23 protein-coding genes, 1 pseudogene and 1 other annotated feature are annotated in these 26069 nt (G+C 37.0%); of the genes and pseudogenes, 7 read left to right on the plus strand and 17 right to left on the minus strand.

Annotated features, from left to right (window positions below):
* A pseudogene (locus ABDZ84_RS09305) lies at positions 1-259 on the plus strand (IS5/IS1182 family transposase); the annotation flags it as partial.
* 19 nt (positions 260-278) lie between these two features.
* On the opposite strand, the gene brnQ reads toward ABDZ84_RS09305, so the two are convergent.
* From brnQ to ABDZ84_RS09325, 4 genes are all read right to left on the minus strand, one after another.
* Positions 279-1634: a branched-chain amino acid transport system II carrier protein gene (gene brnQ / locus ABDZ84_RS09310; protein ID WP_026680318.1), complete on the minus strand. Its 1356-nt coding sequence runs from the start codon at positions 1632-1634 to the stop codon at positions 279-281.
* A 516-nt stretch (positions 1635-2150) separates the two neighbouring features.
* A complete protein-coding gene (locus ABDZ84_RS09315) occupies positions 2151-3890 on the minus strand; it encodes an ABC transporter ATP-binding protein (RefSeq protein ID WP_026680317.1) in 1740 nt (579 codons plus the stop codon).
* A 335-nt stretch (positions 3891-4225) separates the two neighbouring features.
* Positions 4226-5830: an ABC transporter permease gene (locus ABDZ84_RS09320; RefSeq protein WP_026680316.1), complete on the minus strand. Its 1605-nt coding sequence runs from the start codon at positions 5828-5830 to the stop codon at positions 4226-4228.
* Positions 5830-6738 carry an ABC transporter ATP-binding protein gene (locus tag ABDZ84_RS09325; protein WP_026680315.1) on the minus strand — a complete coding sequence of 303 codons (909 nt, stop codon included), beginning with the start codon at positions 6736-6738 and terminating at the stop codon, positions 5830-5832. The genes ABDZ84_RS09320 and ABDZ84_RS09325 overlap by 1 nt, the downstream gene beginning before the upstream one ends.
* A gap of 154 nt (positions 6739-6892) precedes the next feature.
* On the opposite strand from ABDZ84_RS09325, the gene ABDZ84_RS09330 reads away from it, so the two are divergent.
* Complete coding sequence (locus ABDZ84_RS09330) at positions 6893-7480, plus strand: TetR/AcrR family transcriptional regulator (protein ID WP_026680314.1); 588 nt, start codon at positions 6893-6895, stop codon at positions 7478-7480.
* 342 nt (positions 7481-7822) lie between these two features.
* Here the strand turns inward: ABDZ84_RS09330 and ABDZ84_RS09335 are convergent, their stop codons facing one another.
* The 3 genes from ABDZ84_RS09335 to ABDZ84_RS09345 all read right to left on the minus strand — a co-directional run bounded on the left by ABDZ84_RS09335 (position 7823) and on the right by ABDZ84_RS09345 (position 9307).
* A complete protein-coding gene (locus ABDZ84_RS09335; RefSeq protein WP_026680313.1) occupies positions 7823-8422 on the minus strand; it encodes a TetR/AcrR family transcriptional regulator in 600 nt (199 codons plus the stop codon).
* Positions 8419-8592 carry a hypothetical protein gene (locus ABDZ84_RS09340; RefSeq protein WP_161629263.1) on the minus strand — a complete coding sequence of 58 codons (174 nt, stop codon included), beginning with the start codon at positions 8590-8592 and terminating at the stop codon, positions 8419-8421. The genes ABDZ84_RS09335 and ABDZ84_RS09340 overlap by 4 nt, the downstream gene beginning before the upstream one ends.
* A gap of 280 nt (positions 8593-8872) precedes the next feature.
* Positions 8873-9307 carry a VOC family protein gene (locus tag ABDZ84_RS09345; protein ID WP_026680312.1) on the minus strand — a complete coding sequence of 145 codons (435 nt, stop codon included), beginning with the start codon at positions 9305-9307 and terminating at the stop codon, positions 8873-8875.
* Positions 9308-9623: 316 nt separating this feature from the next.
* On the opposite strand from ABDZ84_RS09345, the gene ABDZ84_RS09350 reads away from it, so the two are divergent.
* The 4 genes from ABDZ84_RS09350 (at position 9624) to ABDZ84_RS09365 (ending at position 12760) form a co-directional block, all read left to right on the plus strand.
* The gene (locus ABDZ84_RS09350) at positions 9624-10379 is read left to right on the plus strand and encodes a GTP cyclohydrolase II (protein WP_026680311.1); all 756 of its coding nucleotides are present in this window, start codon (positions 9624-9626) and stop codon (positions 10377-10379) included.
* Positions 10372-11478, plus strand: a complete 1107-nt coding sequence (gene ribD / locus ABDZ84_RS09355) for a bifunctional diaminohydroxyphosphoribosylaminopyrimidine deaminase/5-amino-6-(5-phosphoribosylamino)uracil reductase RibD (RefSeq protein WP_026680310.1) — start codon at positions 10372-10374, stop codon at positions 11476-11478. Before ABDZ84_RS09350 ends, ribD begins: the two co-directional genes overlap by 8 nt.
* Complete coding sequence (locus ABDZ84_RS09360; RefSeq protein WP_026680309.1) at positions 11478-12050, plus strand: 5' nucleotidase, NT5C type; 573 nt, start codon at positions 11478-11480, stop codon at positions 12048-12050. Before ribD ends, ABDZ84_RS09360 begins: the two co-directional genes overlap by 1 nt.
* Before the next feature lie 314 nt (positions 12051-12364).
* Entirely contained in the window at positions 12365-12760 is a 396-nt protein-coding gene (locus ABDZ84_RS09365; RefSeq protein ID WP_026680308.1) for a RidA family protein, read from the plus strand.
* A gap of 140 nt (positions 12761-12900) precedes the next feature.
* Here the strand turns inward: ABDZ84_RS09365 and cydC are convergent, their stop codons facing one another.
* The 5 genes from cydC to ABDZ84_RS09390 form a co-directional block, all read right to left on the minus strand.
* Positions 12901-14613 carry a thiol reductant ABC exporter subunit CydC gene (gene cydC, locus ABDZ84_RS09370; RefSeq protein ID WP_343781232.1) on the minus strand — a complete coding sequence of 571 codons (1713 nt, stop codon included), beginning with the start codon at positions 14611-14613 and terminating at the stop codon, positions 12901-12903.
* A complete protein-coding gene (gene cydD, locus ABDZ84_RS09375) occupies positions 14610-16343 on the minus strand; it encodes a thiol reductant ABC exporter subunit CydD (protein WP_026680307.1) in 1734 nt (577 codons plus the stop codon). Before cydD ends, cydC begins: the two co-directional genes overlap by 4 nt.
* 37 nt (positions 16344-16380) lie before the next feature.
* Positions 16381-17394 carry a cytochrome d ubiquinol oxidase subunit II gene (locus tag ABDZ84_RS09380; protein WP_026680306.1) on the minus strand — a complete coding sequence of 338 codons (1014 nt, stop codon included), beginning with the start codon at positions 17392-17394 and terminating at the stop codon, positions 16381-16383.
* Positions 17391-18743 carry a cytochrome ubiquinol oxidase subunit I gene (locus tag ABDZ84_RS09385; RefSeq protein ID WP_034678641.1) on the minus strand — a complete coding sequence of 451 codons (1353 nt, stop codon included), beginning with the start codon at positions 18741-18743 and terminating at the stop codon, positions 17391-17393. The genes ABDZ84_RS09380 and ABDZ84_RS09385 overlap by 4 nt, the downstream gene beginning before the upstream one ends.
* Before the next feature lie 331 nt (positions 18744-19074).
* Positions 19075-20169, minus strand: a complete 1095-nt coding sequence (locus ABDZ84_RS09390; RefSeq protein WP_121604389.1) for a glycosyltransferase family 2 protein — start codon at positions 20167-20169, stop codon at positions 19075-19077.
* Between the two features lie 152 nt (positions 20170-20321).
* Here ABDZ84_RS09390 and pdxK point away from each other — a divergent pair, with 152 nt between their 5' ends.
* Positions 20322-21119, plus strand: coding sequence for a pyridoxine/pyridoxal/pyridoxamine kinase (gene pdxK / locus ABDZ84_RS09395; protein WP_026680303.1), 798 nt, complete (start codon positions 20322-20324; stop codon positions 21117-21119).
* A 163-nt stretch (positions 21120-21282) separates the two neighbouring features.
* Here pdxK and ABDZ84_RS09400 read toward each other — a convergent pair whose 3' ends face one another.
* From ABDZ84_RS09400 to ABDZ84_RS09420, 5 genes are all read right to left on the minus strand, one after another.
* The gene (locus ABDZ84_RS09400; RefSeq protein WP_343781236.1) at positions 21283-21453 is read right to left on the minus strand and encodes a hypothetical protein; all 171 of its coding nucleotides are present in this window, start codon (positions 21451-21453) and stop codon (positions 21283-21285) included.
* Between the two features lie 85 nt (positions 21454-21538).
* Positions 21539-21791, minus strand: a binding site (T-box leader).
* A 293-nt stretch (positions 21792-22084) separates the two neighbouring features.
* Complete coding sequence (locus ABDZ84_RS09405; protein WP_343781240.1) at positions 22085-22843, minus strand: alpha/beta hydrolase; 759 nt, start codon at positions 22841-22843, stop codon at positions 22085-22087.
* Positions 22844-22919: 76 nt separating this feature from the next.
* Complete coding sequence (locus ABDZ84_RS09410; RefSeq protein ID WP_026680300.1) at positions 22920-23708, minus strand: ABC transporter ATP-binding protein; 789 nt, start codon at positions 23706-23708, stop codon at positions 22920-22922.
* Between the two features lie 14 nt (positions 23709-23722).
* On the minus strand, positions 23723-24745 hold the full coding sequence (locus ABDZ84_RS09415; RefSeq protein WP_343781238.1) for a FecCD family ABC transporter permease: 1023 nt from the start codon (positions 24743-24745) through the stop codon (positions 23723-23725).
* On the minus strand, positions 24738-25745 hold the full coding sequence (locus tag ABDZ84_RS09420; RefSeq protein ID WP_026680298.1) for a FecCD family ABC transporter permease: 1008 nt from the start codon (positions 25743-25745) through the stop codon (positions 24738-24740). The genes ABDZ84_RS09415 and ABDZ84_RS09420 overlap by 8 nt, the downstream gene beginning before the upstream one ends.
* Between the last annotated feature and the right edge of the window lie 324 nt (positions 25746-26069).

Raw genomic sequence — 26069 nt, forward strand, 5'->3', positions numbered from 1 at the left:
GAAGGCTAATTTGCGTTTCACTCGTATGTCAGTGAGAGGCAAATCGAAAGTGGAAAATGAATTAGGATTCTCCTTTATGGCGGTGAATTTAAGAAAGTACACCGCCTTCAGGCAAAATACAAGCCTAAATTATAACAAAAAAGATTCCAGCTATCATTTTTTGATAACTGGAATCTTTTTTAACTTCATAAGGGCTAGTTATGTCCCAGCCCCTTTCGTTCTTTATTGTTTCTTCATTACATTTGTCTCCGTCTCTTAATCATACTTTATTTTTTCGATTATGCCTGAACAGTAGATGCTTTTTGCAATCGAAGAACAATGCCTGTAATAATTAGGACTATACATGCTGGGATTAGCCAGCCAAGACCTTCATTATATAACGGCAAAACTGTTTCGTAGAACGAAACAATGGGAATCATCCAGTTAAAGTAAGGAATACCTAATGATTCACAGAGCGATTTTAGTCCATCAATGCTACTGATTAAAAATGTTACTGCAATTACCGAAATGTAGACAGATCTTCCATGGTAAAACAAAGGTGACAAGAATGCTAATAACATTAAGACGATCGCTAATGGATATAGGAACATCAGTACAGGTATGGAATAAGTAATAATATTAGTAAGACCAAAATTAGCTATTACAAAAGTTATCACTGCAAAGAATACAACAAACTTTTTATAGCTTATCCTTGGAAATAATGAATGAAAATATTCTGAACAAGCAGTTGTTAACCCAATGCTTGTCGTTAAACAAGCTAATGTAATAACAAGCGCTAATAGAATCAATCCAAATGTTCCAAAATAATGTGTTGATGCACTACTCAATACAGGTCCACCATTATCAAATATTCCGTATATCTCTGTACTTGTAGCTCCTAAATAAGCAATTCCAACATATATCGCTCCTAATAAAACAATAGCAACAGAACCAGACCTGGCCGTAGCTCTCAATATTTCTCGTTTAGATGTAATTCCCAATGAACGAATAGCCTTAATCACGATAATTCCAAACACCAAGGAAGCAAGTGCATCCATTGTATTATAGCCCTCCAAAAATCCATTCAAAAAGGCACCATCTGCATATGCCTCCTGAGGAGTTTGTAAAGAACCCATTGGTTTGAAAATAACCATAGCAAGTAAAATCACAAGTAGTACCACAATGCCTGGCGCTAAAATCTTACCAACATAATCGACGATTTTTGCAGGATAAAGCGAAAAAAATAGGGTTATTGCAAAGAAAACGAGTGTAAAAATCATTAAACCACCTTGCTGGAATCCCTCGCTGATAAATGGTGAAATGCCAACATCAAATGCTACCGTTCCAGTTCTTGGTGCTGCAAAAAATGGTCCTATCGTTAGATATAATAGTGCGGTAAACATAACACCATAGATAGGATGAATTCTACCGGCCAAATCCTGAAGATTTTTGCTACCAGAAAAGCTCATAGCTAATATACCTAATAATGGTAAACCTACTCCAGTTATTAAAAACCCGATGACCGCTTGCCAAACATTAGCTCCAGCAAGTTGTCCAAGCTGAGCAGGAAATATTAAATTACCAGCTCCAAAGAATAATGCAAATAACATTACACCTATGGCGGCATAGTTTGAAAATGATAATTTTTCCCTCATATATATGTCCTCTCCTAGAAGCAAATTTTAATGTAAATGCCTTCCATCTATATGCAATATATCAATGGTGTTAATCATACTATTTTTTTCTCTAACATGCAATATATTACCTGGAATTTTTTCATAATTTAGATATATAATGTACTCAAAGATTGAAATTGCTTGACTACATCGTATTTTGTAATCTTCGCAGTAGTAGCGTTTAACTTTTCACCATACTCTCGCACTAGCATTTTTAAATCTATGCTGGTTCAGATAGCCAAAACATAGCAATCTTAGAACAAAAGAACAAACGCCGGATTAGAAGCGTAGCGACTGGAGCGAGTCAACCGAGATAAAGGAATCACGGTGAGTTTGCTTGTAGATGATGACTTAGATTAGGGCGATTCGTGAAGTCGCCTGTTTCTGGGCGCTGGATCTGGACGCGGCTTAGACACGCCCATATTTACCCACATGGGCTAATTTTCTAATTTCCTAGACTATAAAAAAAGAGAGCGATGTTTTCGCTCTCCACGCTTAACGATCAGCTAATTGCTGTTCGGCAAACTCTCTATATAAGGCATGTTGCTCCATAAGCTCCTGATGATTACCTATGCCAGTTATTTTTCCTTTTTCAATGAATACAATTTTATCTGCATCAACAATTGTTGATAAGCGATGGGCAATAACAAAAGTCGTACGTCCCTTCATTAATCGCGTTAAAGCCTGTTGAACAATTCTTTCAGATTGGCTATCAAGACTTGCAGTAGCCTCATCCATCATTAATATCTTTGGATCTCTTAAAAAGGCACGGGCAATATTAATTCGTTGCCTCTGTCCACCTGATAGTTTTATTCCTCGTTCTCCTACTTTTGTATCTAACTGCTCGGGAAAATCAGCAATAAACTGATCTGCGTAAGCCATCGCAGTAACCGCCCAGAGCTGTCCATCCGATATATCTGATGCATTACTTAGGCCATAGGTTAAATTTTCTCTAATCGTTCCAGCCATCATTGCACTTTCCTGTGAGACATATCCGATCTGGCTACGCCAAGCTTCTAAGGATAAGTCCTGAATCGATGTATTACCAATTATTATTTCTCCTTCAGTTGGCTGATAAAATCGTTCCAATAGCCCAAATAAAGTTGTCTTTCCTCCTCCACTAGGACCCGCAAAAGCTATCATTTCTCCAGGCTTTGCGGTGAAAGATATATTCTCTAACACCTGCTCGTTGTCATCGTAGGCAAAGGTAACATTGTTTACATGAATCGTTTCATGTGTAATCTGCTTGTCAATCCCATTTTGACCAGCTTCTACCGGTAGATCTAATATATCTATAATCCGTTCTGTCGCACCTTTTGCTTTTTGCAATTGAGTAAAGAACATAGCGAATGTCGTAATAGGCATTATAATTTGAAATAAATATAATAAAAACGCTACCAGCGACCCCGTTGACATCGTTCCATTTGCTACTCTTATCCCACCATAACCGATAATAATGACAACTACAGCCATAATAATTAAGTACATTAATGGACCAATTAGGGCAAATATTTTTGATTCTCTTAAGCCATATGAAAATAATTTGCCGATTCCCTGCACGCCTTTTTGTTCTTCAAAGGATTCAGCAGTAGACGACTTCATTAAGCGAATCTCACTTAGAGTTTGTTGGATATTTCCTGTAAACATTGCTGTTTCATCTTGTAGACTACGGGAAATCTTCGCCATTTTACTGCCCAAAGGCATCATAAGTAAGATGGTAATTGGAACAGCAATTAACATCATGAGTGTCATTTTCCAATCCATAATTAGTAGAATAGCAACTGCACCAATAATAGATATCAATCCACTAATAAATTGTGGAAAATGCTGTGAAATCAAATCTTTTACTATACCTGTATCATTAACAACGCGACTTACCGATTCTCCACTATTCGTCTTATCAAAATAGCTAACTGGCATCCGAATCAGCTTCATCCACATTTGTTCCCTTAAACGAGCAACAATTCGCTGTCCTACTGCTGCAAGTAAATACGTTGATATGCCATCAATGACTGCTTGTAAAATAAATACAAGCCCAATAGCCACAATCAATAGCATACTCATTGATTCGATAGAGAACCCATCCACTAGTTCTCTAGTTAGCAAAGGAATACTCAATCCGACAAGTGTAGTAATTATACTTCCGATTAAGCCTATTGTAAGTGCAAGTCTTGGAATATTCGTAGATATAATTAAAGATATAAATGGCTTTATCCCGTTTCGCTGTTTACCCATTACCTTGACCCCTATCATAAATACATTCCATATATTCTTTTATTATAAAGGAAAACAGGAATTAATACACCGTCCACCCACGAATAAGTGAAACTTCTGCGTGCAATGTATCGCTGCTTAGGCATTCCTTATCCGGCTGGAACAACACGAGTCCGAAGATCCCTTGGTAACGTATGTTTCTTTACTAAGTTAGCTGAGGCAATGGACGCGGAAAAAAGTATATGTTCATGTTTCTGCGATAATACTCCTATTGATACTTCGCTTTCCGTGGAGAAGGCTTCGGCAACGATACATCACACAACGTATCCACATTTTTTTTATCTTTCGGCTTTTAATTAACCCTCTATATCCCGTTTCTGATAGCCTATAAAACCAATGGTGGTGCATGCAAAAGCTATTACCGTCAATATGAAAATGGCCATTATATTCATGTCCTCTACTGGTATTTGTGGTACATGACCAAATGGGGAAAGATTGCTCATCCAATCGGGAAATTGCATTAAATTACCTAAATAAACTACAATAAACGAATAAATTAAGTAACCCCATATCCAACTACTCCCATTAGGGAACAGTCCAATAAGCAATACTGTAAAACCAATCATTACCCACATGGCAGGTAGATAGACCATTGCTGCACGATAAACAACTCCTAAATCGATTCCTCCATCAATGGAGGCTGTTGCTAAAGACCATAGTCCAATTGCCGCTAATGAAAGCATCCCAAATGAAACAAGCATCGCTATCACCCATGAACTACCTATTAAACGAGTACGCGAAATAGCCCGACTTAATAAATGCTCCGTGCGCCCCTTCTTCTCTTCCCCCATTAACTTTAGTATTGCCATTAACGTTGGAATGGTACTCATCATAGCAAGGACACTCATCAGCATGGTAATAAACTGTTCCGTAAGCGAAAATCCCTCCACTGGGGTTAACATTTGCTTCATCATTTCCACATCCTCAAAGAACGTATCTAAATCCCCCAGAACAGAACCATATGACGCTCCAATTACAAACATACCAATTGCCCATGCGATTAAGCCAGTACGTTGAAGTCGAAATATTAATCCGAATGGACTTTGTAAAAAGAAGGATGCACGCCTCTTTCCTGGTTTAGCAGGAAGAAAACCAGAGTCTAAGTCCCTTATCGCATTTAAATAAAGTGCCAATATACATAGTATAAACGATACACCAACTGTCAATAGAATGGGCCACCAATAATTATTAACATAAACCTGTGTACCTAAAATCCACCCTAACGGTGAGACCCATGATAATGCTTCACTACTAACGTCACCAATAGCACGTAGCATATAGGAAGTTCCTAATACGAAAAAAGAAAAACCAATTACACCACGAGAGTTTTCGGACAGTTGTGCAAAAACTGCTGTTATGGCTGTGAAAAAGAAACCAGCTGCTCCTAAGCCAGCTCCATATAACAAAGACCCTGCTAAGTCCATACTTTCTATTCCCAATGATGCTAGACCAAAGCCAATAATAAGCGCTAGTAAAAAATTCGTCATAAAAACTACACTAAGTGTGGCAAGCAAATTAGATAACCGTCCAGTCGGAAGGGAACGGACCATCTCTATGCGGCCTTCTTCCTCATCTGCTCGAGTATGTCGTGCTACCAAAAGAATGCTCATAATTGCTACTGTTATCGCTGTAAATAAAAGCATCTGATGTGCCATCATAGCTCCAAATGTATAATCTTCTAACCCATATCCTTTTCCCACCATGGCTGTCATTGCTGGATTTAACATTGTTTCAGCTATTGCTTGACGATCTGCCTTTGTTGCGTATAGATCAGTAAAAGAAATGGCAATCATCAACGTTACAGTTACTAATGAAAGCATCCAGACAGAGATACGCAACCGATCACGACGGAGGAGAAAGCGTAACAGTCTTCCTGTATTTTTTGTGAATTGGCCAGCCATTACACCGCACCTCCTGCTCCTATATTCGATTTACCTTCATAATGTCTCATAAATAAATCTTCTAATGTCGGTGGAGCACTTTCTAATTTTACAATGCCAAATTGACTAATATAACGAATAACGGCATCCAACTCCTCCGTATCAACTTGAAAGGATATTTCACTCCCTTGCTCTTCAATGGCATGAACACCCTTTACTTCATCAAGGGAAGCAATGGACTGTTTGGTAGCAACTAACAAATTGGTACGTGTTAAATGGCGCATTTCACTTAGTGAACCAGATTCTATAATTTCTCCTTGTCGAATAATACCAACACGATCACAAAGCCTTTCCACCTCAGATAAAATATGGCTAGAAAGCAGAACACTCTTCCCTGCATGCTTTTCTTCTAATATACAAGATTGAAATACCTGTTCCATTAATGGATCAAGCCCCGATGTCGGCTCATCTAAAATATATAAGTCTGCATCAGAAGAAAATGCGGCAACCAAAGCAACCTTTTGCCTATTCCCTTTTGAATACGTACGACATTTTTTAGTTGGGTCCAATTCAAACCGCTTAATTAGTTCTTCTCTACGATTTTTATTATTGCCACCGCGAAGTTTAACAAACAGATCAATAACCTCTCCACCCGTTAAGTTTGGCCACAAGTTCACATCACCTGGAACATAAGCAATTCGCTTATGGATTTCTACAGCCTCTGACCATGCATCCTTCCCAAAAATCTGTACGTTGCCTTTCGTTGCCTTTAATATTCCTAATAATATGCGAATCGTTGTTGACTTCCCAGCTCCATTCGGCCCAATAAATCCGTAGACTTCTCCTTCATTAACTTCTATATTTACACCATCTAGCGCCATAAACTTACCAAATTTCTTTGTTAAATTCGATGTTTTCAATACAGGCATTCTTCTTCCTCCCTTACCCTTCTCTCGAATTATGAAATATTTTAACTTATATATTTCATAATATATATTTAAAACCTCTTTTGCAATAACTTATGAAATATATTTATTGTTTTATTACATATTTTTTATTAAACTTAAAATGAGGTGAGATTAGTTGGACGGTTTTAAACGAAGACGGGAGTTAAAAAAATCACATATTTTAGAGGCGGCCTTAAGTTTATTTATGGATTTCGGTGTACAAAAAGTCGCTATTAAGGAAATAGCTACAAAAGCAAATGTATCTCAGGTAACGATTTATAATTATTTTGGCAGCAAGGATAACCTTGTCCAAGAAGTAATTAAACATTATATAAATAAAGCATGGTGGGAATTTGAAGAATTATTTAACAGCGATTTACCTTTCCATGAAAAAATAAAGGGGATTATTTTTGCGAAAAAGGAAACAGCCCAGCATATACATTCTAATTTCTATGACGTCATTATGAAGGAATATGCAGCTGGAACTAGTTATGTTGAAGAGTTGTATCAAAAAAAGGCACTGCCTAAAATGATGGCTTTATTTGATGAAGGAAGGCGTGACGGATTTATCGATCCTAACCTATCAAATGAGTCGCTTCTAATGTATTTACAAATATTTAAAGAAGCTATGCAGCGTGAGGATATCTATAAACAAATACTGCCGATGACCGAGGATATTGTAAAAATCTTGTTTTATGGAATTGTTGGAAAAGGGGAATCTTGATTTTTTTGAGATGCAGCCAGAGCTAAGGCAGCCCTGTGCACTAAATAGATTATACTCACATATAAAGTGAAACTTCAATCAGTGGGGGTTTTGTTTATCCCCCCAAATATCCACTTTATTACTTGAAGTGTGGGACTTACTGTCAGTTATATGCGGGAGAACTAGAAAGAAAAAGATGTTTGAAACGTATAGAATAAAAAGGATGGTCCGTCTACTCTTACGGAAAAAGTGACGGATCCTTTTCTAAATTTCAGTAATAATTCTTGAGAAACGTTTTTTGACAACCTGAAGGAAATCCATTCTTTCCTACTACCTCCAATAATATTCTTAAAAAGAGAAGGTTTACGAAGTCCCATACTGCAGCTTAAATCCCTCAACGAAATATGAAATTACTTTCATTATTTCATCCAACGAACCCTCGTGCTCTGGCATTTGAGCAATCCATAATGCAGATTCATTTAATGCACCTGATAAAGAGTGGGTCATCGCTTCCACTGAAACTGGCTTGAAGCAATTACTTCTTTGCATAAGGTCAAGTTGTTCATGTAACAATCGCATCGAGCTTTGTCTATCCATCGATCGCCAAACTTCCCAACCTACAACTGCCGGACCATCAATGAGTAATATTCGTTTATTTTGAAGTTCAACAGCAGCTGTTACAAATGCTTTACACCCTAATAATAGTTGCTCCCACAAATCATCACTTTTTCTAGCATCTCGTTCGATTTGATCAGCAACCTCTTTTTGTACTGTAATTAATACTGCTTCAAACAGACCTTGCTTATTTTTAAAGTGATGATATAAAGCACCACGAGTTAGATTTGCTTCCTTTGCAATTTCCTCTAAAGAAGCACCTTCATATCCATGCTTAGTAAAGTGTTTTCTCCCAACTTCGATCAAGTTGTGTATTGTGTTCATTGCTTCTTCTTTATTTCTTCTCATTCGTTATTTACTCCCATCCTTCTCCGTTCAATCTGTATTTTCTCTTTCTCAACAAGCATGATAGCCTGTTGATCGTTTTGTTTTCTTAATAAAACGTAATCCATGTTATAAAAACCACTTAAAATGAGCTTTATTTCTACCTTTTCTTCTTGAGCTTGAAGCCAATCCATACCATCTATTTTTCTTTTGTTAAATCATTAATATTTGCCACAGACTTTCTAACATATAAAGAAGGATCGTTAATCAGAAGTTCCAATAAACATAAATTATTCAATGGATTACCAATATTGGCTTCAATTTAATGGTTGAAGTGAGGGTCTTACTACCAGTTATATGCGGGATAAATAACTGTTCTTCAAATAATGGGGAGTACGGTTTGATCAAATCAGTCAGACGCTTGGCTAAATCACTGGAAAATGAATATTTTAAAGCAATTGTATGAACATCCTTTCACTCTTCATTCCATATCTGTTGCTTATACAGTTTCGTCTCTTCTGCAGAAGGAGGAACGACTGTTATTACATCAATTAATATACCATTTGGGTCTTCTGTAATAAAATGTCTTTGCCCAAATTCTTCGTCACGGAGTTCCTGTATCAATGGAAGTTTTAACTCAGTAATAAGCCTGTCATAAATAATATCTACATCCGCTACCTCAAAATTTAAAATTATTCCCTGTACAGATTTTCGATATTCCTCTGGAATTGTTGTGTGGGTAGCATTTAATATGGCTAATTCATACGTTAGTGAATTCGAAACCCGTTTTAAACTAGTATACCAATCTGCTTCGTACACCACCTCAAAATTAAAATAGTTTTGGTAATAGGTGGAACTTATCTCCACTTGATCTGTCATGATAACTGGATAAAAACTCGATACCCGCATAAACATCCTCCTATATCATTTTTTTACATCTTAACATACATACAGTATGTATGTAAACGAGAAATAAAGTGAACCTTCTAAATTAATGAAATACTATTTTTATCCCAATCGGAAGAAAATATAGTACATACTATATGTTAGTAACAGGTCTAACATATTAATAAACGACGTGCTTTACCTCCGTATCGTTTATCTGATCTAGGTTCTCCTATACCAAGTAAATTTCTCAAATATACTGGATAACATTAAAAGAACGAAAAATTGATGATATCCGTTTTTTTCATTATACTTAGTGGAAATGAAAGGAGATTACAAAATGGAACAAATAAAGCTTAAATCTGACGTTTTTTCTATTTTGAAGGATAAAATTCAACTCATACAAAAGAATGAACGTGCTATATATTTAGTTGGACCAATTCAACTACCTGTAAATCTAGATGGAGAGACAACTGTATTCCAGTGGTATTGCTGGCTAAATTATGATCAAATTACAGAGGACTATGAAGAAATCATTAAAAAATTAGCTTCCTCTAATTTGGCTGACTTCCAACAATCCAGTGTTTTAGTATATGGGGATTTCGCTAATGCTGAAAATGCCTTAATTCGTATGCATTCCATCTGTCATACTGGCGATATTTTTGGAAGCAAACGCTGTGATTGTGGCTTTCAATTAAAGGAATCCATGAAGCGAATTAAAGAAAATGGTGCAGGCGCACTATTCTACTTATCGAACCATGAAGGAAGAGGAATTGGCTTATTTAGTAAAGCAATGGCTTACCTCCTTCAAGAAAACGGCTATGATACCGTTGAAGCCAATGAAGCTCTTGGTTTTGTTAATGACTCTAGAGATTATGATGACGCTATTCTAGTCTTGAAAAAATTACGTAACAAATCAGTTACCTTAATTACAAATAACCCGAAAAAGCTTGAAGCGTTAGAAAAAGCTGGGCTACCAGTCTCAGGGAGAACCCCATTATGGGGTGATGTTTCTGAATACAACCGTAAATACTTACAAACGAAAGTGACAAAGTCAGGGCATTTGCAAGCAGAGGGGAATTGCTTCAATGACTAATCATGAATTTTATATGGATATTGCATTAAACAACGCCCGAGCTACGAAAGGACAAACGGACCCAAACCCTCTAGTGGGGTCCGTCATTGTTAATCATAATCGAATAGTTGGCCTAGGCACGCATTTGCAAGCTGGGGAGCCACATGCGGAAATTCATGCATTGCGAATGGCTGGAGAGCAGGCAAGGGGTGGAACGATTTATGTTACACTTGAACCATGCTCACACCATGGTCGAACAGGTCCTTGTGCCGAAGCAATTGTACAAGCAGGGATTAAAAAGGTTGTTATTGCAACCCTAGATCCAAATCCAATTGTTTCTGGAAATGGAGTTTCTATTTTAAAAAAAGCAGGTATCGAAGTGGAAATCGGTATTCGTGAAACAGAAGCAATTAAAATGAACGAAGTATTTAATACGTATATTGTACAAAAGAGACCTTTTATTACTTTGAAAACTGGAATCACTTTAGATGGAAAAGTTGCTAGTCATACGCTTAACAGTAAATGGATTACATCTGAAGAAGCCAGGAAGGATGTTCATCAACTACGAACCGAACATATGGCGATTCTTACAGGAATAAATACCGTATTAAAGGATAATCCCGCGCTAACAGCAAGGATTCCAAATGGTCGTAACCCTCTAAGAATTGTTATGGATTCTTCCTTGAGAATTCCTTTAGATTATCAGATTGTTCAGGATAAGCAGGCAAACACTTGGATTTTTACAACCAAAAATCATGATAGACATAAGCGAAAAGAATTAGAAGGATTTGGTGTTACTGTTATTAACACAGGCGATTCAACCGTTGTTGATCCAGGGAAAGTCATAACATATCTAGGGGAACATGGTATATCATCATTACTAATTGAAGCTGGAGGAGTAATCAATGCCTCCTTTATTGAAAATAGATTGGTAGATAAAACGATTATTTATATGGCTCCAAAATTAATCGGTGGAAAACATGCTCCAACTTTTCTTGAAGGGACTGGCATAGACAAGATGGAACATGCAATTGAACTGAAGGATATAGAAATAACACAGATTGGTAAAGACTTTAAATGGACGGGATATCCTGCCTACAGGGATATGAGGGATGTATAATGAACTTTGGATTTGATATTGATGATACGTTACTTAATTTACGAGAACATGCCTTTAACTTGTATAGAGAGAAATTAAATAAACATGTACCTATTAAGGAATTCTATCGTTTAACCAGGGTAGAAATTCACGAACCTTTTGGACTTACAGATAAAGAAGGAAAAGAATTGTGGAGAAGCTCGTTAGAATCTATTTATTATACGGATTGTCCTATCTTTCCAGGAGCATTAGAAACAGTAAAATGGCTTAAGCGTGAGGGACATGATATATATTATATTACCGCCCGTCCTTCTCAACATGGCGAACGAACAAAAAAATGGTTAAGCGAACGTGATTTCCCTATCGATGATGGTAACTTTTATTATGGAATGAAGGATCATGAAAAAATAACCATCATTAACGAATTAAATCTCGATTACTACGTAGATGACAAGCCAACTGTCCTTAAGACATTGTTAGATAGTGACACAACGCTTCTATTAAAAGATCAGTCCTATAATAGGAATTTTACAGAGGCTATTCGACTATATGATTGGTACGAATTGAAGGAGTTATTGGATACACTACCGTAAATTTATACGAGGTACACTCACTGTCGCTATAACGCTTTTTTACATTGATCGTGATGAAAAAAAATGATAAAATTCATTTAGAAGATTGATCAATAATTAATTATACATTTCGATTACGATATAGCAAACATCGAACTTGTCAGTAAAGAAAGGAGTATGCATATTATGAAGAAAAGATCACTTGAATTTTTATCTTTAGGATATGGATACTCTACTGCTGTTTTTTTCTAAGATACATTTCCTAGGATGGAGTGTGTCTAAATGCCTTTTAGAGAAAACTGCAGATACTAATAAACATGACGAGGTCGATAAAAATGAAAAATAAAATAACTAGAAAAAATCCAGCAAACATGCCGGAACCAGTCGGTAATTACACTCATATAACCAAAATACCTAGGAACTCGGAACTTTATGTAAGCTCCGGACAGGTCGGAGTAGATCAGAATGGTTCATTCCCAGAAAGTTTGAACGCACAGATTAACAATACATTTCATAACATTAAAACATTACTAGAATCTGAACAGCTAGAAGCAAATAATATTATAAAAGTAAATGTTTGGGCAACTGAAAAAATTGATTGGGATTACCTGTATTCCGAATGGGGAGAATTATTCGGTAACAATTACCCTGCAATGACTATCGGGTACATTACAGAATTAGGTTTGCCAGAAATAAAAATAGAACTAGAAATTTGGGCAGCTAAAGTATAAAAATAACGACACACTTCATTCTTGCGAACCCCCTTTTGAAGAATTATCTCAAAAGAGGGTTCCTTTTATATTAAACTATAAAGGATCATCTCATTAATCATTATTACAAAAGGGTGATCCGAAACTAGTACGAGATACTGCTATAACAAATTCCTCTCTAATTCTTTCATTTCATAGAAGTATCCACGCTTATCCATTAGCTCCGTAAAGGTTCCTTTTTCTACTACTCGTCCTTGATCCATCACAATGATTTGATCCATACGTTCCATACCAGTTAAACGATGACTGATCAAAACAACTGTATCATCTGCTGCTTGTTGAAAAAGGTGGTTATATACAATCTGCTCTGTTACAGCATCAAGTGAAGAAGTAGGTTCATCCAACAACCAAAAACATCCCCTTTTAAGCATTGCTCTTGCAATTGCTAATCGTTGTTTCTCTCCGCCAGATAAATTTTCTCCTTTTTCAAATACATGACTATCTAAATCAAAATGATCTAATTGAACTTTCTTAAGCATGGCATGCATCTCATTCTCTGTTACTCCATCATTCGCTAATTGCAGATTATCTCTAATCGTACCATAAAAGAAATGATTTTCTTGGAGAACGACACTTGCAGCCTCCCAGATACTCTCCTGTTGGATCTGGTCGAAATTCGTATTATTCATGGATAGTTTACCTGTATCTGTCGTGACCAACTTTAATAGTAGCTGTAGTATGGTTGATTTTCCGGAACCACTTGGACCAACTATTGCTGTTTTGGAACCAGCTGAAAGCTGCAAATCTACTTCATGTACAGCTGGTCGCCCTTCATTTAAAAACGTATAGGATACACCTTTCATGTTGATAGTAGGTGCAGTTACGATTTGCTGAAATAAACTTGATTCCACCATTTTTTTATCCTTTTTCTCAACTATAGAAAATAATCGATTCGCTGCTCGTCTACTATCATTAAAATGAATCGGAAATACAGCCATGGGTGATACATCTTCAAATACAGTAATAGAAAGCATAACCAACATAGCTAATAACACACCATCTAACTGTCCTTGCCCAATCAAATAGGCGCCAACAGCCAAAACGCTCCACGTTACCAGTAATGAAACAAAATTATTAATTGACTGATTATACAAGGTGTTAATCCCCTCATGCTCCTGTTCCATGATATAAGTATTAGATGTCTCTATAAGTTGATTTCGCTTATTATCCATTTGCTGATAAATTTTCAAATCACGAAATCCATACAGAAACTCGGTTACTTCTGTTGATAACTTTGCTCGCTCATCTCGTACTTGGCTGTTGATTGTTTGTTGACGTATAGCAAAAATAGCAGGTATTACAACTGCTGTGAGTAATAGTCCAATGAACAGAATAATGGCTATATGGATAGAGTAAAAGCATGTAAAGAAAATTGTGCTAAGAAACACGAGCCCTAAAACAATTGGTGGGTAGACCACACGCAGGAAGAAATTTTGTAGACTCTCTACATCCCCAACAATTCTTGCCAAAAGATCCCCACTACGATACTTATTAAATATACCCGGTGCTAATGGCTCTAATTTTTGATAAAAAGTCATTCTCAAATTACTAAGCATCGTAAATGTACCCCGATGGGAAACAAACCGTTCTCCATATCTACTGAACGCTCGAATAAAACTAAGCAATTTTACAGAAGCAATCAGAATCATTAACGTATAAAACGGCGGCTGTAATGCTGCTTTTGAAATTAAATATCCGCTAGCCGAGAACAGTAATACCGTAGCTAGACCAGCAATAAACCCTAAAAAAATGGAAAGGAGAATATCTCTTTTTTCCTTCATCATAAGCCTGGTCACAATTACTAGATCTCTCATTCAGCCTTCCCTCCCCGTTGTACAGATACCATTGTTCGGTATCCGGGAACCGTTTGTACTAATTGTTCATGTGTTCCTTCTGCAATAAGCATTCCATCATCAAGAAACAGGATCTTATCCGCATCTTTAATCGTGTGCAATCGATGAGCTACTGTAATAATCGTGGCGGTTCTCGCAAGCTTTTCAATGGAAGACTGCAAGATTCGTTCTGTCTTTAAATCTAATCCAACGGTTGGTTCATCAAATAGTACAATAGATGGTTGCTTTAAAAAGGCTCTTGCTAAGGCTAGACGTTGCTTTTCTCCCCCAGACAAGCCTCTTCCACCTTCTCCTACTACTGTGTCATAGCCATGCTCAAATGAAGCGATTGTATCCGAAATACCTGCCTGTTCTGCTGCTTCTTCTATTTCTTGTTTTGTTGGTTGTTGATGGTTACTTCCAATAGCAATATTATCTGTAATTGTCCCCGAAAAAATATATGGATCCTGTGAAATATAGCTAAGTCTATGAAACCAGTCTTCCTCTTTATATTTAGTTAAAGGCACACCATCAATAGCTATACCACCTCCGTGCGTTGGGATAATACCTGCAATCATATGCAAGAGCGTCGTCTTTCCAGATCCTGTTTTACCAACAATCGCATTCTTGGTTATTGGTGAAAAGCTTGTATTAATTTGTCTTAATGCAAATTGATCTTCTCCATATTGAAAGCCCGCATTTATTAATTCCAGTTTTACTGGGATATCTGTTTTCGGAATCGGCTTATCTCCCCAGTGAACAGCTGGTCCATCCACTAACTCTTCTTCAATTTTTCTTATAGCTCCCATACTGCTTCTTCCATTATGGAAAGCCGTTCCTAGCTCACGTAGTGCTGTGAAAAATTCAGGAGCTAGTACGAGCACGTAAAATGCCGTAAAAAAAGATATTCCATCAAAAATAATTAGTTGCAGCGCAACTTCCAATGCGATGATCCCGATTGCCAACATAGAAATCAGCTCTAACATAAAAGATGATGCAAAGGCTACTTTTAAAATATCCATCGTAGCATCCCGAAACCCTAAACTGCTTTGTTGAATAGCTTCTTTTTGCTGCTTAGCTTTGCCAAATAATTTTAGAGTAACAAGACCTTGAAGCGTGTCTAAAAACCGACCTGAAAATACAGCCAATTTCTCCATTTGTTCTTCTGACTTTTTCTTTGTTTGCATCCCAATTATAACCATGAATAATGGGATAAATGGGAATGTAATAAGCATAATTAAACCAGTATTTACATGCTGGGTAAATACAACTATTAATATCATAACTGGAATAATTGAAGAGCGAATCACTTGAGGGATATATTGACTAAAATAGCTATCTATCTCATCAGTGGCGTCCATGGTGACACTAACCTTTTGACCTGCCTGCCCCTTAAGTGAAGCCTGAACAGGGTTTTCTGTATAATTCGCAAGCAATATATATCGAAAATATCTTTTTGCATTTGCTCCCAGTCGAACACCGACCCTACCGCTCAGGTAAGTAAACATAGTCCTTACGAAGAGAATGATGAATAATCCTCCCAATAATGGGAGGATTTCTCGAAAGGTTAGATCATCCAGAAAGACACCATCGATTATGCTGACGAGTAGATAAGCTTGTCCAATAATTGCTCCACCCGTTATGAAAGCAAACACCAATAAATAGATCATGCTAAATTTTTTGCTATTTAAAAATTCTTTTACATCGCGCATTATTTTGCTCCTGTTCAACAGAATCTTTTGTAGCTCCTCATTTCTTTCCCTTCACATAATCTGCATTAAATAAGAATAAGCGCATGAGTAAAATTAGCGAAGGAATTAGCAAAAATAAGCCTAAGATAAATACGACAATCAATGCAATCCCTGTTGCTTCATGCGTCGCATTTTCGTAAATCGTAATATAAGGATCCAAAATATATGGAAGATGACTAGCACCATATCCAAAAAAGGCAAAGAAGAATTGCAGCATCACACTTATAAATGCTAATCCATAACGTTTTCCTTCATAAATTAACCACATGGCAATCATAAAGAACCCAACGGATAGACCGAACATCCACCACAAATCAAACATATTCTGATAATGACGTTCATTATGCTGACCTAAAGCAATAAATGTAGTCAGCGCAGCAATAATGGTCGGTGTAGCCCAGAATAATGCGTATTTACGAACAAGCTTTAACGCTGCCTGGTCGTTCGCCCTTGCTGCATAAAATGTTAGAAACGCTGCGCTAATAAATAGCACGGATACAATAGCAAGAAATACAACGCTCCATGAATAAGGACTTGTAAATAATGCAAGATAGTCTAAAGAAACAACACCATTCTCTTCTAAAATAAAACCACCTTCAGACATCGTTAGAGCAGTAGATAATGATGCCGGAATTAATAAACCCGTTGCTCCATATAAGAACATATACACATTGCTTTTTTTAGATCCGTAATTTTCAAAGGCATAAAAGGAGCCACGTATGGCTAGCAATATTATAGCAATACTTCCTGGAACTAACAGTGAAGTTCCATAATAGTAAGCCGAGTCAGGGAAGAACCCGACGATGCCCACAAAGAAAAAAACAAAGAATACATTGGTTACTTCCCAGACAGGGGACAGATATCTTGAAATCAATTGGTTGATAATATGATCTTTTTTTGTGATTTTTGCGTAATACGCAAAAAAGCCAGCGCCAAAATCGACAGATGCAACAATAAGATAACCATATAAAAAGATCCACAATACGGTAATCCCAATTATTTCATAACTCATGTGTTATCACCCTTTTCTATCGTCGGGTATTTCTTCTCTAGTTCTTCTTCAGCCGGATTATTTTTAAAAAGCTTCCTTAATACAATAACACCTAGTACTCCTAATACGATATATAATCCAAGAAATAGTAGAAACATCAAACCTACATATGGAGATGTCGTTGCCGCATCCTCTACTAACATATAACCCCGTAATATCCACGGCTGTCTGCCTTCTTCTGCAAATATCCAACCGAATTCAATAGCGAGCATCGCTAATGGTCCACTAGCTACGAGTAGCCATAGCATCCATTTATTATGTTCATTCCACCGTTTAATTTTCCACGATAAAATATATAGTAAGGACACTCCTAATAAGAAGAATCCGATTACCACCATAAAGTCAAACATATAGTGAATCCATAAAGGTGGACGTTCCTCTTCAGGGAATTCTTCAAGTCCGGTTACCTCACTCTGAAAATCCCCATAAGCTAGGAAACTTAAAAGCCCAGGGAAACGAAGTACACCAGCAGGTGTATTCTCATCACCTAACCAACCAAACAGGACAAGATCTGCTCCTTCCTCTGTTTCAAAATGCCATTCTGCAGCTGCCAATTTTTCGGGCTGATGCTCTGCCAAAAATTTTGCGGACACATCTCCAGCAATTGCTGTCAAAATTGAAAAGAGAAAGGTTAATGTAACCGTTAATTTTAGTGCTTTTTTATGATATTCTGTTCTTTTCTTCCGTAGCATACTGAATGCAGCGATTGCTGCAAGAATTGCAGCCACTGTCAAATAAGCAGAAGTTAAAACATGAAATACCTTTGAAGGCATAGCAGGATTAAACATAGCATCGATTGGATTTATGGCCGCAAAACCACCTGCTCCTGTCGTAAAGCCTTCAGGTGTATTCATAAATGCATTTACTGAAGTAATAAATACAGCAGAAAGTGCACCTCCAATTACAATTGGAAGAGAAAACCACCAGTGGGTCATCGGATTTTTAAATCGATCCCACGTATAAAGGTATATTCCTAAAAAGATGGCTTCAAAGAAAAATGCAAATACTTCCATAAAAAGCGGTAAGCTAATAACATTTCCAGCTACTTGCATAAATTGCGGCCAAAGCAATGATAGCTGGAGTCCTATAGCTGTACCTGTTACAACACCAATTGCTACAGGAATAACGAATCCGCGTGTCCAGCGCCGTGCTAGCATTGAATAGTGTGGATCATTCTTTTTAATTCCAATAAATTCAGCAATAGATATCATTAATGGTACTCCGACACCAAGAGTAGCGAAGATAATGTGAAATACGAGTGTTAGTGAAGTTAAAAGTCGACTCACTAGCACCGGATCCATATCCATCATAATTCGGTTTTTCCTCCTTTATTCATGCAAGCTCTCAACTTGCTCAGTACTGATCAAGCGAATATCTATTCATACACATCCTTATCCTTAGACTGATTTAAGCATGTTATTGTTATCCACTTTACTGCTAGTATAAACTATACTTATATAGAAAAAAGATGATTACCATGACAAAACATTGACAAACCAAAGACAAAATTATGTCTGTCTACATTTAGATAATTCCCTATTGTAGACAAATTACACCTCAAACTGAGATTTTTCATTGCAAAAATGATGAAAAACCCCTACACACAAGTTAAATGTATGCAGGGAATCAATAGTTCATAGCTTATTTTAACTCCTCTTTATCTAAGCGCTGAAAGAATTTTTCATTATGAAGTACTTGTGAATTGGTTGGATTATATTTTTTTGTTATGACATGATTATGATAGGCATCTTTTTTATTCCCTAATTGCCAGTTACAATAGCACATCTGTAAATGAGGATACCAAGTGGAAAATGCTGTATTTGTAAATCCGCTATCATTTTCAGGTTCTAATGTAAGTGCCAAAGCATACCAAATATTTGCCTTTTTGAATAATCCGTTTTCTTTAAAATGGTCCCCTACCCTACATGAAACCTCAGGGCGCGGCAAGTCAAATTTTAATGTTTGTAATAAAGCCTCCAATTCTTTATCTGACTCCTGTTTCGCTTTAAAACAGTCAGCCATATAGATGCATGCACGTATTTCATCCTCCACCCATCCTTGCTTTGTATTTAAGAAGCGCTGATAGTACGTAATTGCCTCATCTATTCGCCCGTGATCCTTTAGCTCATTAGCATAGTAAAACATATCCCTTGGAGTAAACGCTTTGCCCTTTTCCAATTGCCTTTCATAAATTTTTAAATTGCGATCCCCCTTGTTCGAAGTATTATTCTTCTCATATTTCCGGTGAGTTACAGCTATTTGTGAAGGAATAATATTTCCGCCTACCTGTAAATACTCATGGACTACTCCAAACCATTTAAATTGATTACTTCTTTTTACAAGCCGATTTCTTCGATATTTAAAAGTAGGATTTCCTTGTTCATCAAATGCAGTGTGATAATACATGGAAACTGCATCTATGCCATCATGGAGCTCTTTTTTTAGTTCTTTTAACTTTTCCATATCCTCAGGAAGCAAAATATCATCTGCATCTAACCACATGATAAAATCCTTCGTTGCATAGCTAAAGGCTTTATTCCGTGCAGCTGAGAAGTCTTCGATCCATTCAAAATCATAGACTTTGCTTGTATAACTGGAAGCTATCGCTTTAGTATTATCCTTTGATCCAGTATCTAGAATAATTATTTCGTCACAGACCGATTCCACACTTCTTAAGCATTGTTCTAATATTTCTTCTTCATCCTTTACTATCATGCATAAACTAATTGTTTTCATTCATTTCACCACCTTATCTAGCTACCATTACTATATGATTTATATCCATGCAATTGTTCATAACGCTCCTACAGCATCTAATACTTTCATTCTCAGAATTTCTGTTATATTCTATAAGAAGAACGAAGAATCTTAAGTTTGGGGCGATATAAATGACAATGAAAAAAACCTTAACTCTTGCTGGCTCTGATTCTAGCGGTGGTGCTGGAATTCAGGCGGATCTGAAGACATTCCAAGAGCATGATGTTTACGGTATGACAGCACTTACCTCAATCGTGACAATGAATCCTGATGGTTGGAGCCACCATGTTTCACCCATTGATGTTAATATTGTAGAAAAGCAATTGGATACCATTCTATCCGTTGGCGTTGATGCTATGAAAACGGGTATGCTAGGTTCTGTTGATATTATTGAATTAGGTGCAAGAAAGATTGAAGAATATCAACTGCGTAATTATGTTCTTGATCCTGTGATGGTATGTAAGGGAGATGACGAGGTCCTTCAGCCAGAGAACACGGACGCAATGCGCGAACTTTTACTACCACATGCAATTGTCACAACACCAAATTTATTTGAAGCAGGACAACTTGCACAAACAGGACCGATTAAAACAGTTGATGGTATGAAAGAGGCTGCTGTAAAAATCCATGAACTAGGTGCTAAAAATGTCATTATTAAAGGTGGAAAAGCATTTGATTACGAAAAAGCGTTAGACCTTTTTTATGATGGAAACTCCTTTACACTTTTGGAAAAGGATAAGATTAATACAACTTATAATCATGGTGCTGGTTGCACATTTGCTGCTGCTATTACAGCAAATTTGGCTAAAGGAAAATCCGTTGAAGATGCTGTCAGAGATGCAAAGGACTTTGTAACAGCAGCAATTACTTCTGGATGGAAATTGAATGCATATGTAGGACCGGTTATGCATGGAGCCTATAATAAATAATGTAATAAAAATGCCATGGAGCTACTAGTCTCCATGGCATTTCTTGTATTCCATTAAGTCTATAGCGTAATTAAAGTCATCCATGCCAACAGACAATTTGGAATAAACTATAACTGACTATTAAATAGATTGAGCATAATCAAGGCTACGCTCCCTGAAATTTTTAGTTACTTTCTATATCTATAGCTATATCGATCGATTCATCTTCCACGTTAATTGTTTTCATGGTGTCTTTTTTTCCAAATTCCATTGACTTTACCAATAAATTTCTTTCCATAATTCCCCGAAATTGACATACTTTTATACTAATTACCGGAAGTACGATCCGCCTCAAAATCCTCCACCCACTCCATTTAAATGATTACTATTATACGGTTCGTATCGTCATCCTTTTATATACATAAAAAAACCCGCCCCTAGATAGGGACGAGTTTCCACCCGTGTTACCACCCTGATTCCAGATAATGTATATGCAATACAATTATCTAGCACTCATCAACGTACTATCATACGCGCCCCTTTTAACGGCGGGTCCCCGGGAAAACTTAAATGAATATTCAGCCTTCCTTCTCAGAGAGGATATTCAGCATAATGGGAACATTGGCTTGCAGCAAATCACCAACTCTCTAAAGATCCACATTTATACCTACTCATTCTCGTCAACGAATGTAACCGTTTGTTTATAATATGCTTAGCATAAAGTAAAGCGTTCCTAATGTCAAACATATTTACGGTTTCATACAACTGGTTCCATACTTGGAATAAAATGAAACTTCCATCCTTGGGGATTTTTGTTTATCCCCCACGGTTTGGTAGTACCACAAGGGTATGACCTAAAGGCTTTTGAATCAATCGGACATTTACTGGCAGCCTATCCCTCGCTTACCAATAATTGTTTCACTTTATTGCTTGAAGCTGGAATCTTACGGCCGCTTATATGTGGAATAAATCTAACTATCGTATGCTTAACCTGAATGCATATGTAAAAACCTTATTGCTCTACTTATCACAGTTGGTACAACGGATACATGATTCTCATCCGTCAATTCATAAAATACCGTTGTTAATCCTTTTGATCTTAGCTCTTCCAGTCGAATAGCGAGATCACGTGCATCATTTACCATATGATCTTTTTCTAATTCACCAACAGCAAGAAACACCCGCTTTTCACTTATATCGGTATTAGCGGCCCAGTTCTTTACTAGCTCCAATATGACGCGATTTCCCCACCATATTGAAGGACTTGTTATCATAAAGGTTTGAAATGCAGGCGTTCCTGAAAATAAAACATACAATGCAAATAATCCTCCCAAAGAATGACCAAATAATGTTTGTTTCTGTCGATCAATGGAAACGTGTTGCTCTATACATGGCTGTAATTCCTGCGTAATAAAATGAAAGAACTCCTCTGCTCCACCATTTTCAGACCATGCACTACCATCAGGCTTGGGTGGTAAATTTTCCACAGAAGTAGGTGGCGTAAAATCGTACACTCTAAATTCAGATGCAAAAGCGGCATCAACCGGATAACCAATGCCTACAATAACAGCCGGAATCACTTTTGTTTTTTCTGATCGAGCAGATTGTACTTTCACCGTCTCATGAAATGTATGAAAAAAAGCATTCCCATCCAAAACATAGATAATTGGATAACCAGATTCCGGAGCTGGCTGTTTTGGTATAGAGATGTAAATATCGTATCGCCTACCGTACCTCGAAGTCATCGACCATTTCTCTGCTCCAGATGTAATTACAGGCGATGTTTTATATTCTTTCAACCTATTTCCCCCTTACATTTATTTATGCTTGTATACTATCATATCCAAAACATACTGGGGAATTATCGTATGGGTCTATCATTACTCTTGCATCAATTTCAAAGACTTCCTTTAATACTTCGTTTGTAATGATATCTGAAGGACTTCCAACAGAAATAACTTCACCAGACTTCATTGCCACAATCTCATTTGAAAACCTAGCAGCATGATTAATATCATGTAATACCATTACAATTGTACAACCATGCTCTTTATTAAGCCGTTGTACAATCTGTAGGACTTCCAATTGGTGAGCTAAATCAAGGTACGTTGTCGGTTCATCTAGTAATAGTACTTCCGTTTCCTGAGCTAGTGCCATCGCCAACCAAACCTTCTGCCTTTGACCACCTGATAGATTACCTATTTTACGGTCACGGAAGGATGTAGTGGAGGTAATATCCATTGCCCATTCAATAACCTTACGATCTTCCTTTGTTAATTTATTGACATTTTTCCGATGTGGATAACGTCCATATGTGATAAGCTCTTCCACCTTCAGTTCACCAGGGGCAGTAGGATTTTGCGAAAGCATAGCTAGATGTTTGGCAATTTTCTTTGTTGGTATATGATTAAGTTCTTTGCCTTGTAAGAATACTTTTCCATTACGCTGCTTTAAAATTCTTCCCATTGTTTTTAATAAGGTTGATTTCCCACAGCCATTTGGTCCAATAATTGTCGTGATTTCACCAGTCTTCACCTGTAAATGAAGATCTCTGAACACCGTATGTCTTTCATAACCAGTCTCCAATGCCTCCGCCTGCAAAATACTCATTTGCCTTCCCCTCCCTATGTTTTCGTTTTTACTAATAAATATAGAAAATACGGTACACCGATAATCGATATCACGATACCAACAGGCAACTCTGCTGGGGCAAAAACCGTTTTTGCTATAAAATCTGATACGATGACAAGTAGTACACCAAGTAATCCACATATAGGAATCACATATCTATGCTGTAGTCCAACGAGTCTTCTTGCTATATGTGGAGCCATAAGCCCTACAAAACCTATACTTCCAGATACAGAAACACAAGCGCTGACAAGAGCAACACTACTTATTAGAAGTAGTATTTTCTCTTTCTCTACGGAAACACCTAAGCTTTTTAAATTTGATTCTTCTAATTGAAATAAATCTAATAAATAAGCCTTTTTATAGATGATTGGGATAAATAAAATAATCCAAGGAATCATAGATAGAATATAAATCCAATTAGCGTTGTATATTGTTCCAGAAATCCATACCGATGCCATCTCAAAGTCAGATGCTTTCATTTTTAACGAAATATAAAGGGAAAATGCTCCAAAACCTGATCCAATAGCTATTCCCGTAAGCAGAAGACGTTGGGAATCTAATTTTCCATTTTTCCAAGCGAAGAGAAAGATAATCGTAGCCGCTATAAGACCACCAATTAACCCAAAGAGTGGCTGCATCATAATAGCTAACAATCCCGTATCCGTTATCTTATCTTTAAAGAAAAACATAAACAATACAATCGCCGCTCCAGCACCGGCATTTATACCAAGTATCCCTGGGTCAGCTAAACCATTTCTAGTAATCCCTTGAATAACTGCACCAGCTATACCGAGTCCAAACCCAACTAAACCAGCAATAACAATTCGTGGTAGTCGAAAATCAAAAATAACTAAATCATAATCTTCTGTAGGGTTAATACGTAAAATGGTTCGAAAAACATTTGATACCGTAATATCAAACGATCCATTTGTAATGCTTATGTAAATCGCCACTAATATCGAAACTGAAATAAGCAATAATGTTGTAATATATCGACGTCTATCTGCTTTATGCATGCTTCTCTCCTCCCCTACTACGAATTAAATAAAGGAAGAAAGGGATTCCAATAAAAGCAGTGATAACACCAATTGGCGTTTCAAACGGATAATTGATAAATCTACTTAACACATCACATAACGCCAAGAATCCGCCGCCAATTACGCCAGCACAAGGAATGATCCAGCGATAATCTATACCAACTAAGAATCTAGTGATATGAGGAATGATTAGACCTACAAAACCTATCTTTCCAACTAGTGCTACGGCGGTACCTGTCAGCATAACAACAGCTATAACAGTCATCGCTTTAACAAGCTTCGTTCGTTGTCCCAAGTTAACAGATACGTCTTCACCTAATGACAAGATAGTAATTGATTTTGCTAAAAATATAATGATCAAGATTCCTACTATGCCAAAAGGAATTGCGATTTTTAACATGGATGGATCAATCTGATGAAGTCGTGCATTATACCAAAAGCTCACATTTTGCGACACTTGAAAATAGGTGGAAATGGCCGATGATATACTGCTTAAAAACGTACCAATAACGGTGCCAATAATAGCTAATCTCACAGGTGACAACCCATTCCGTAAAAGTGAACCAAAGCCAAATACAATTCCTGCTCCTAATAAGGAACCAAGCATAGAATAAAGGATCATTTGTAACGATGACATACCTGGCATCCACACCATACAAATAGTGATTACAAAAGCTGATCCATCGGTAACTCCCATAATGGAAGGGGATGCAAGATAGTTTCTTGTCATCCCCTGCATAACCGCTCCCGATATCGCTAGAAAGGCACCTACTATTAATGCACCAAGAGCTCTAGGTATACGTGACGTTATGATTATTGCATGATCGACATTTTCTGGATCATAGTTAATAATTGCATCCCAAACGGTAGTTAAAGCAATCGATTTTGTCCCCAAAACCACTGATAAACAAGTAATAAGTATAATCCAAAGGGGTGCAGTCATTAATATAACTACGTGCACTTTATTTGTTTTTCCCATAACTTCCAACGCACCTTATGCTTTATTCGACTAAATCTACTAGCTTCTTCATAGACTGACCAGTATTTTCTTCTCAGTAAATAATAAGAAAATAGGATCAGGGTTACTTTCTGCTAATTAGATTATTACCCACACTATATAATTGAGAATGATTATTAATTTCATTTAAAATGATATGGGATTAACCCCCTTTTGTCAACTGATTTTTAATAAATATGACTCCATTCCATATTAATGGACAACATAATGAGAAATTTAAGAAAAACCGGGCAAAAACCAGCCCGGTCCTTTCCTGTTTGCCATAGCTAGAGCACATCCGATAGT

Source organism: Virgibacillus salarius, assembly GCF_039521925.1.
GTDB lineage: Bacteria > Bacillota > Bacilli > Bacillales > Amphibacillaceae > Virgibacillus > Virgibacillus salarius.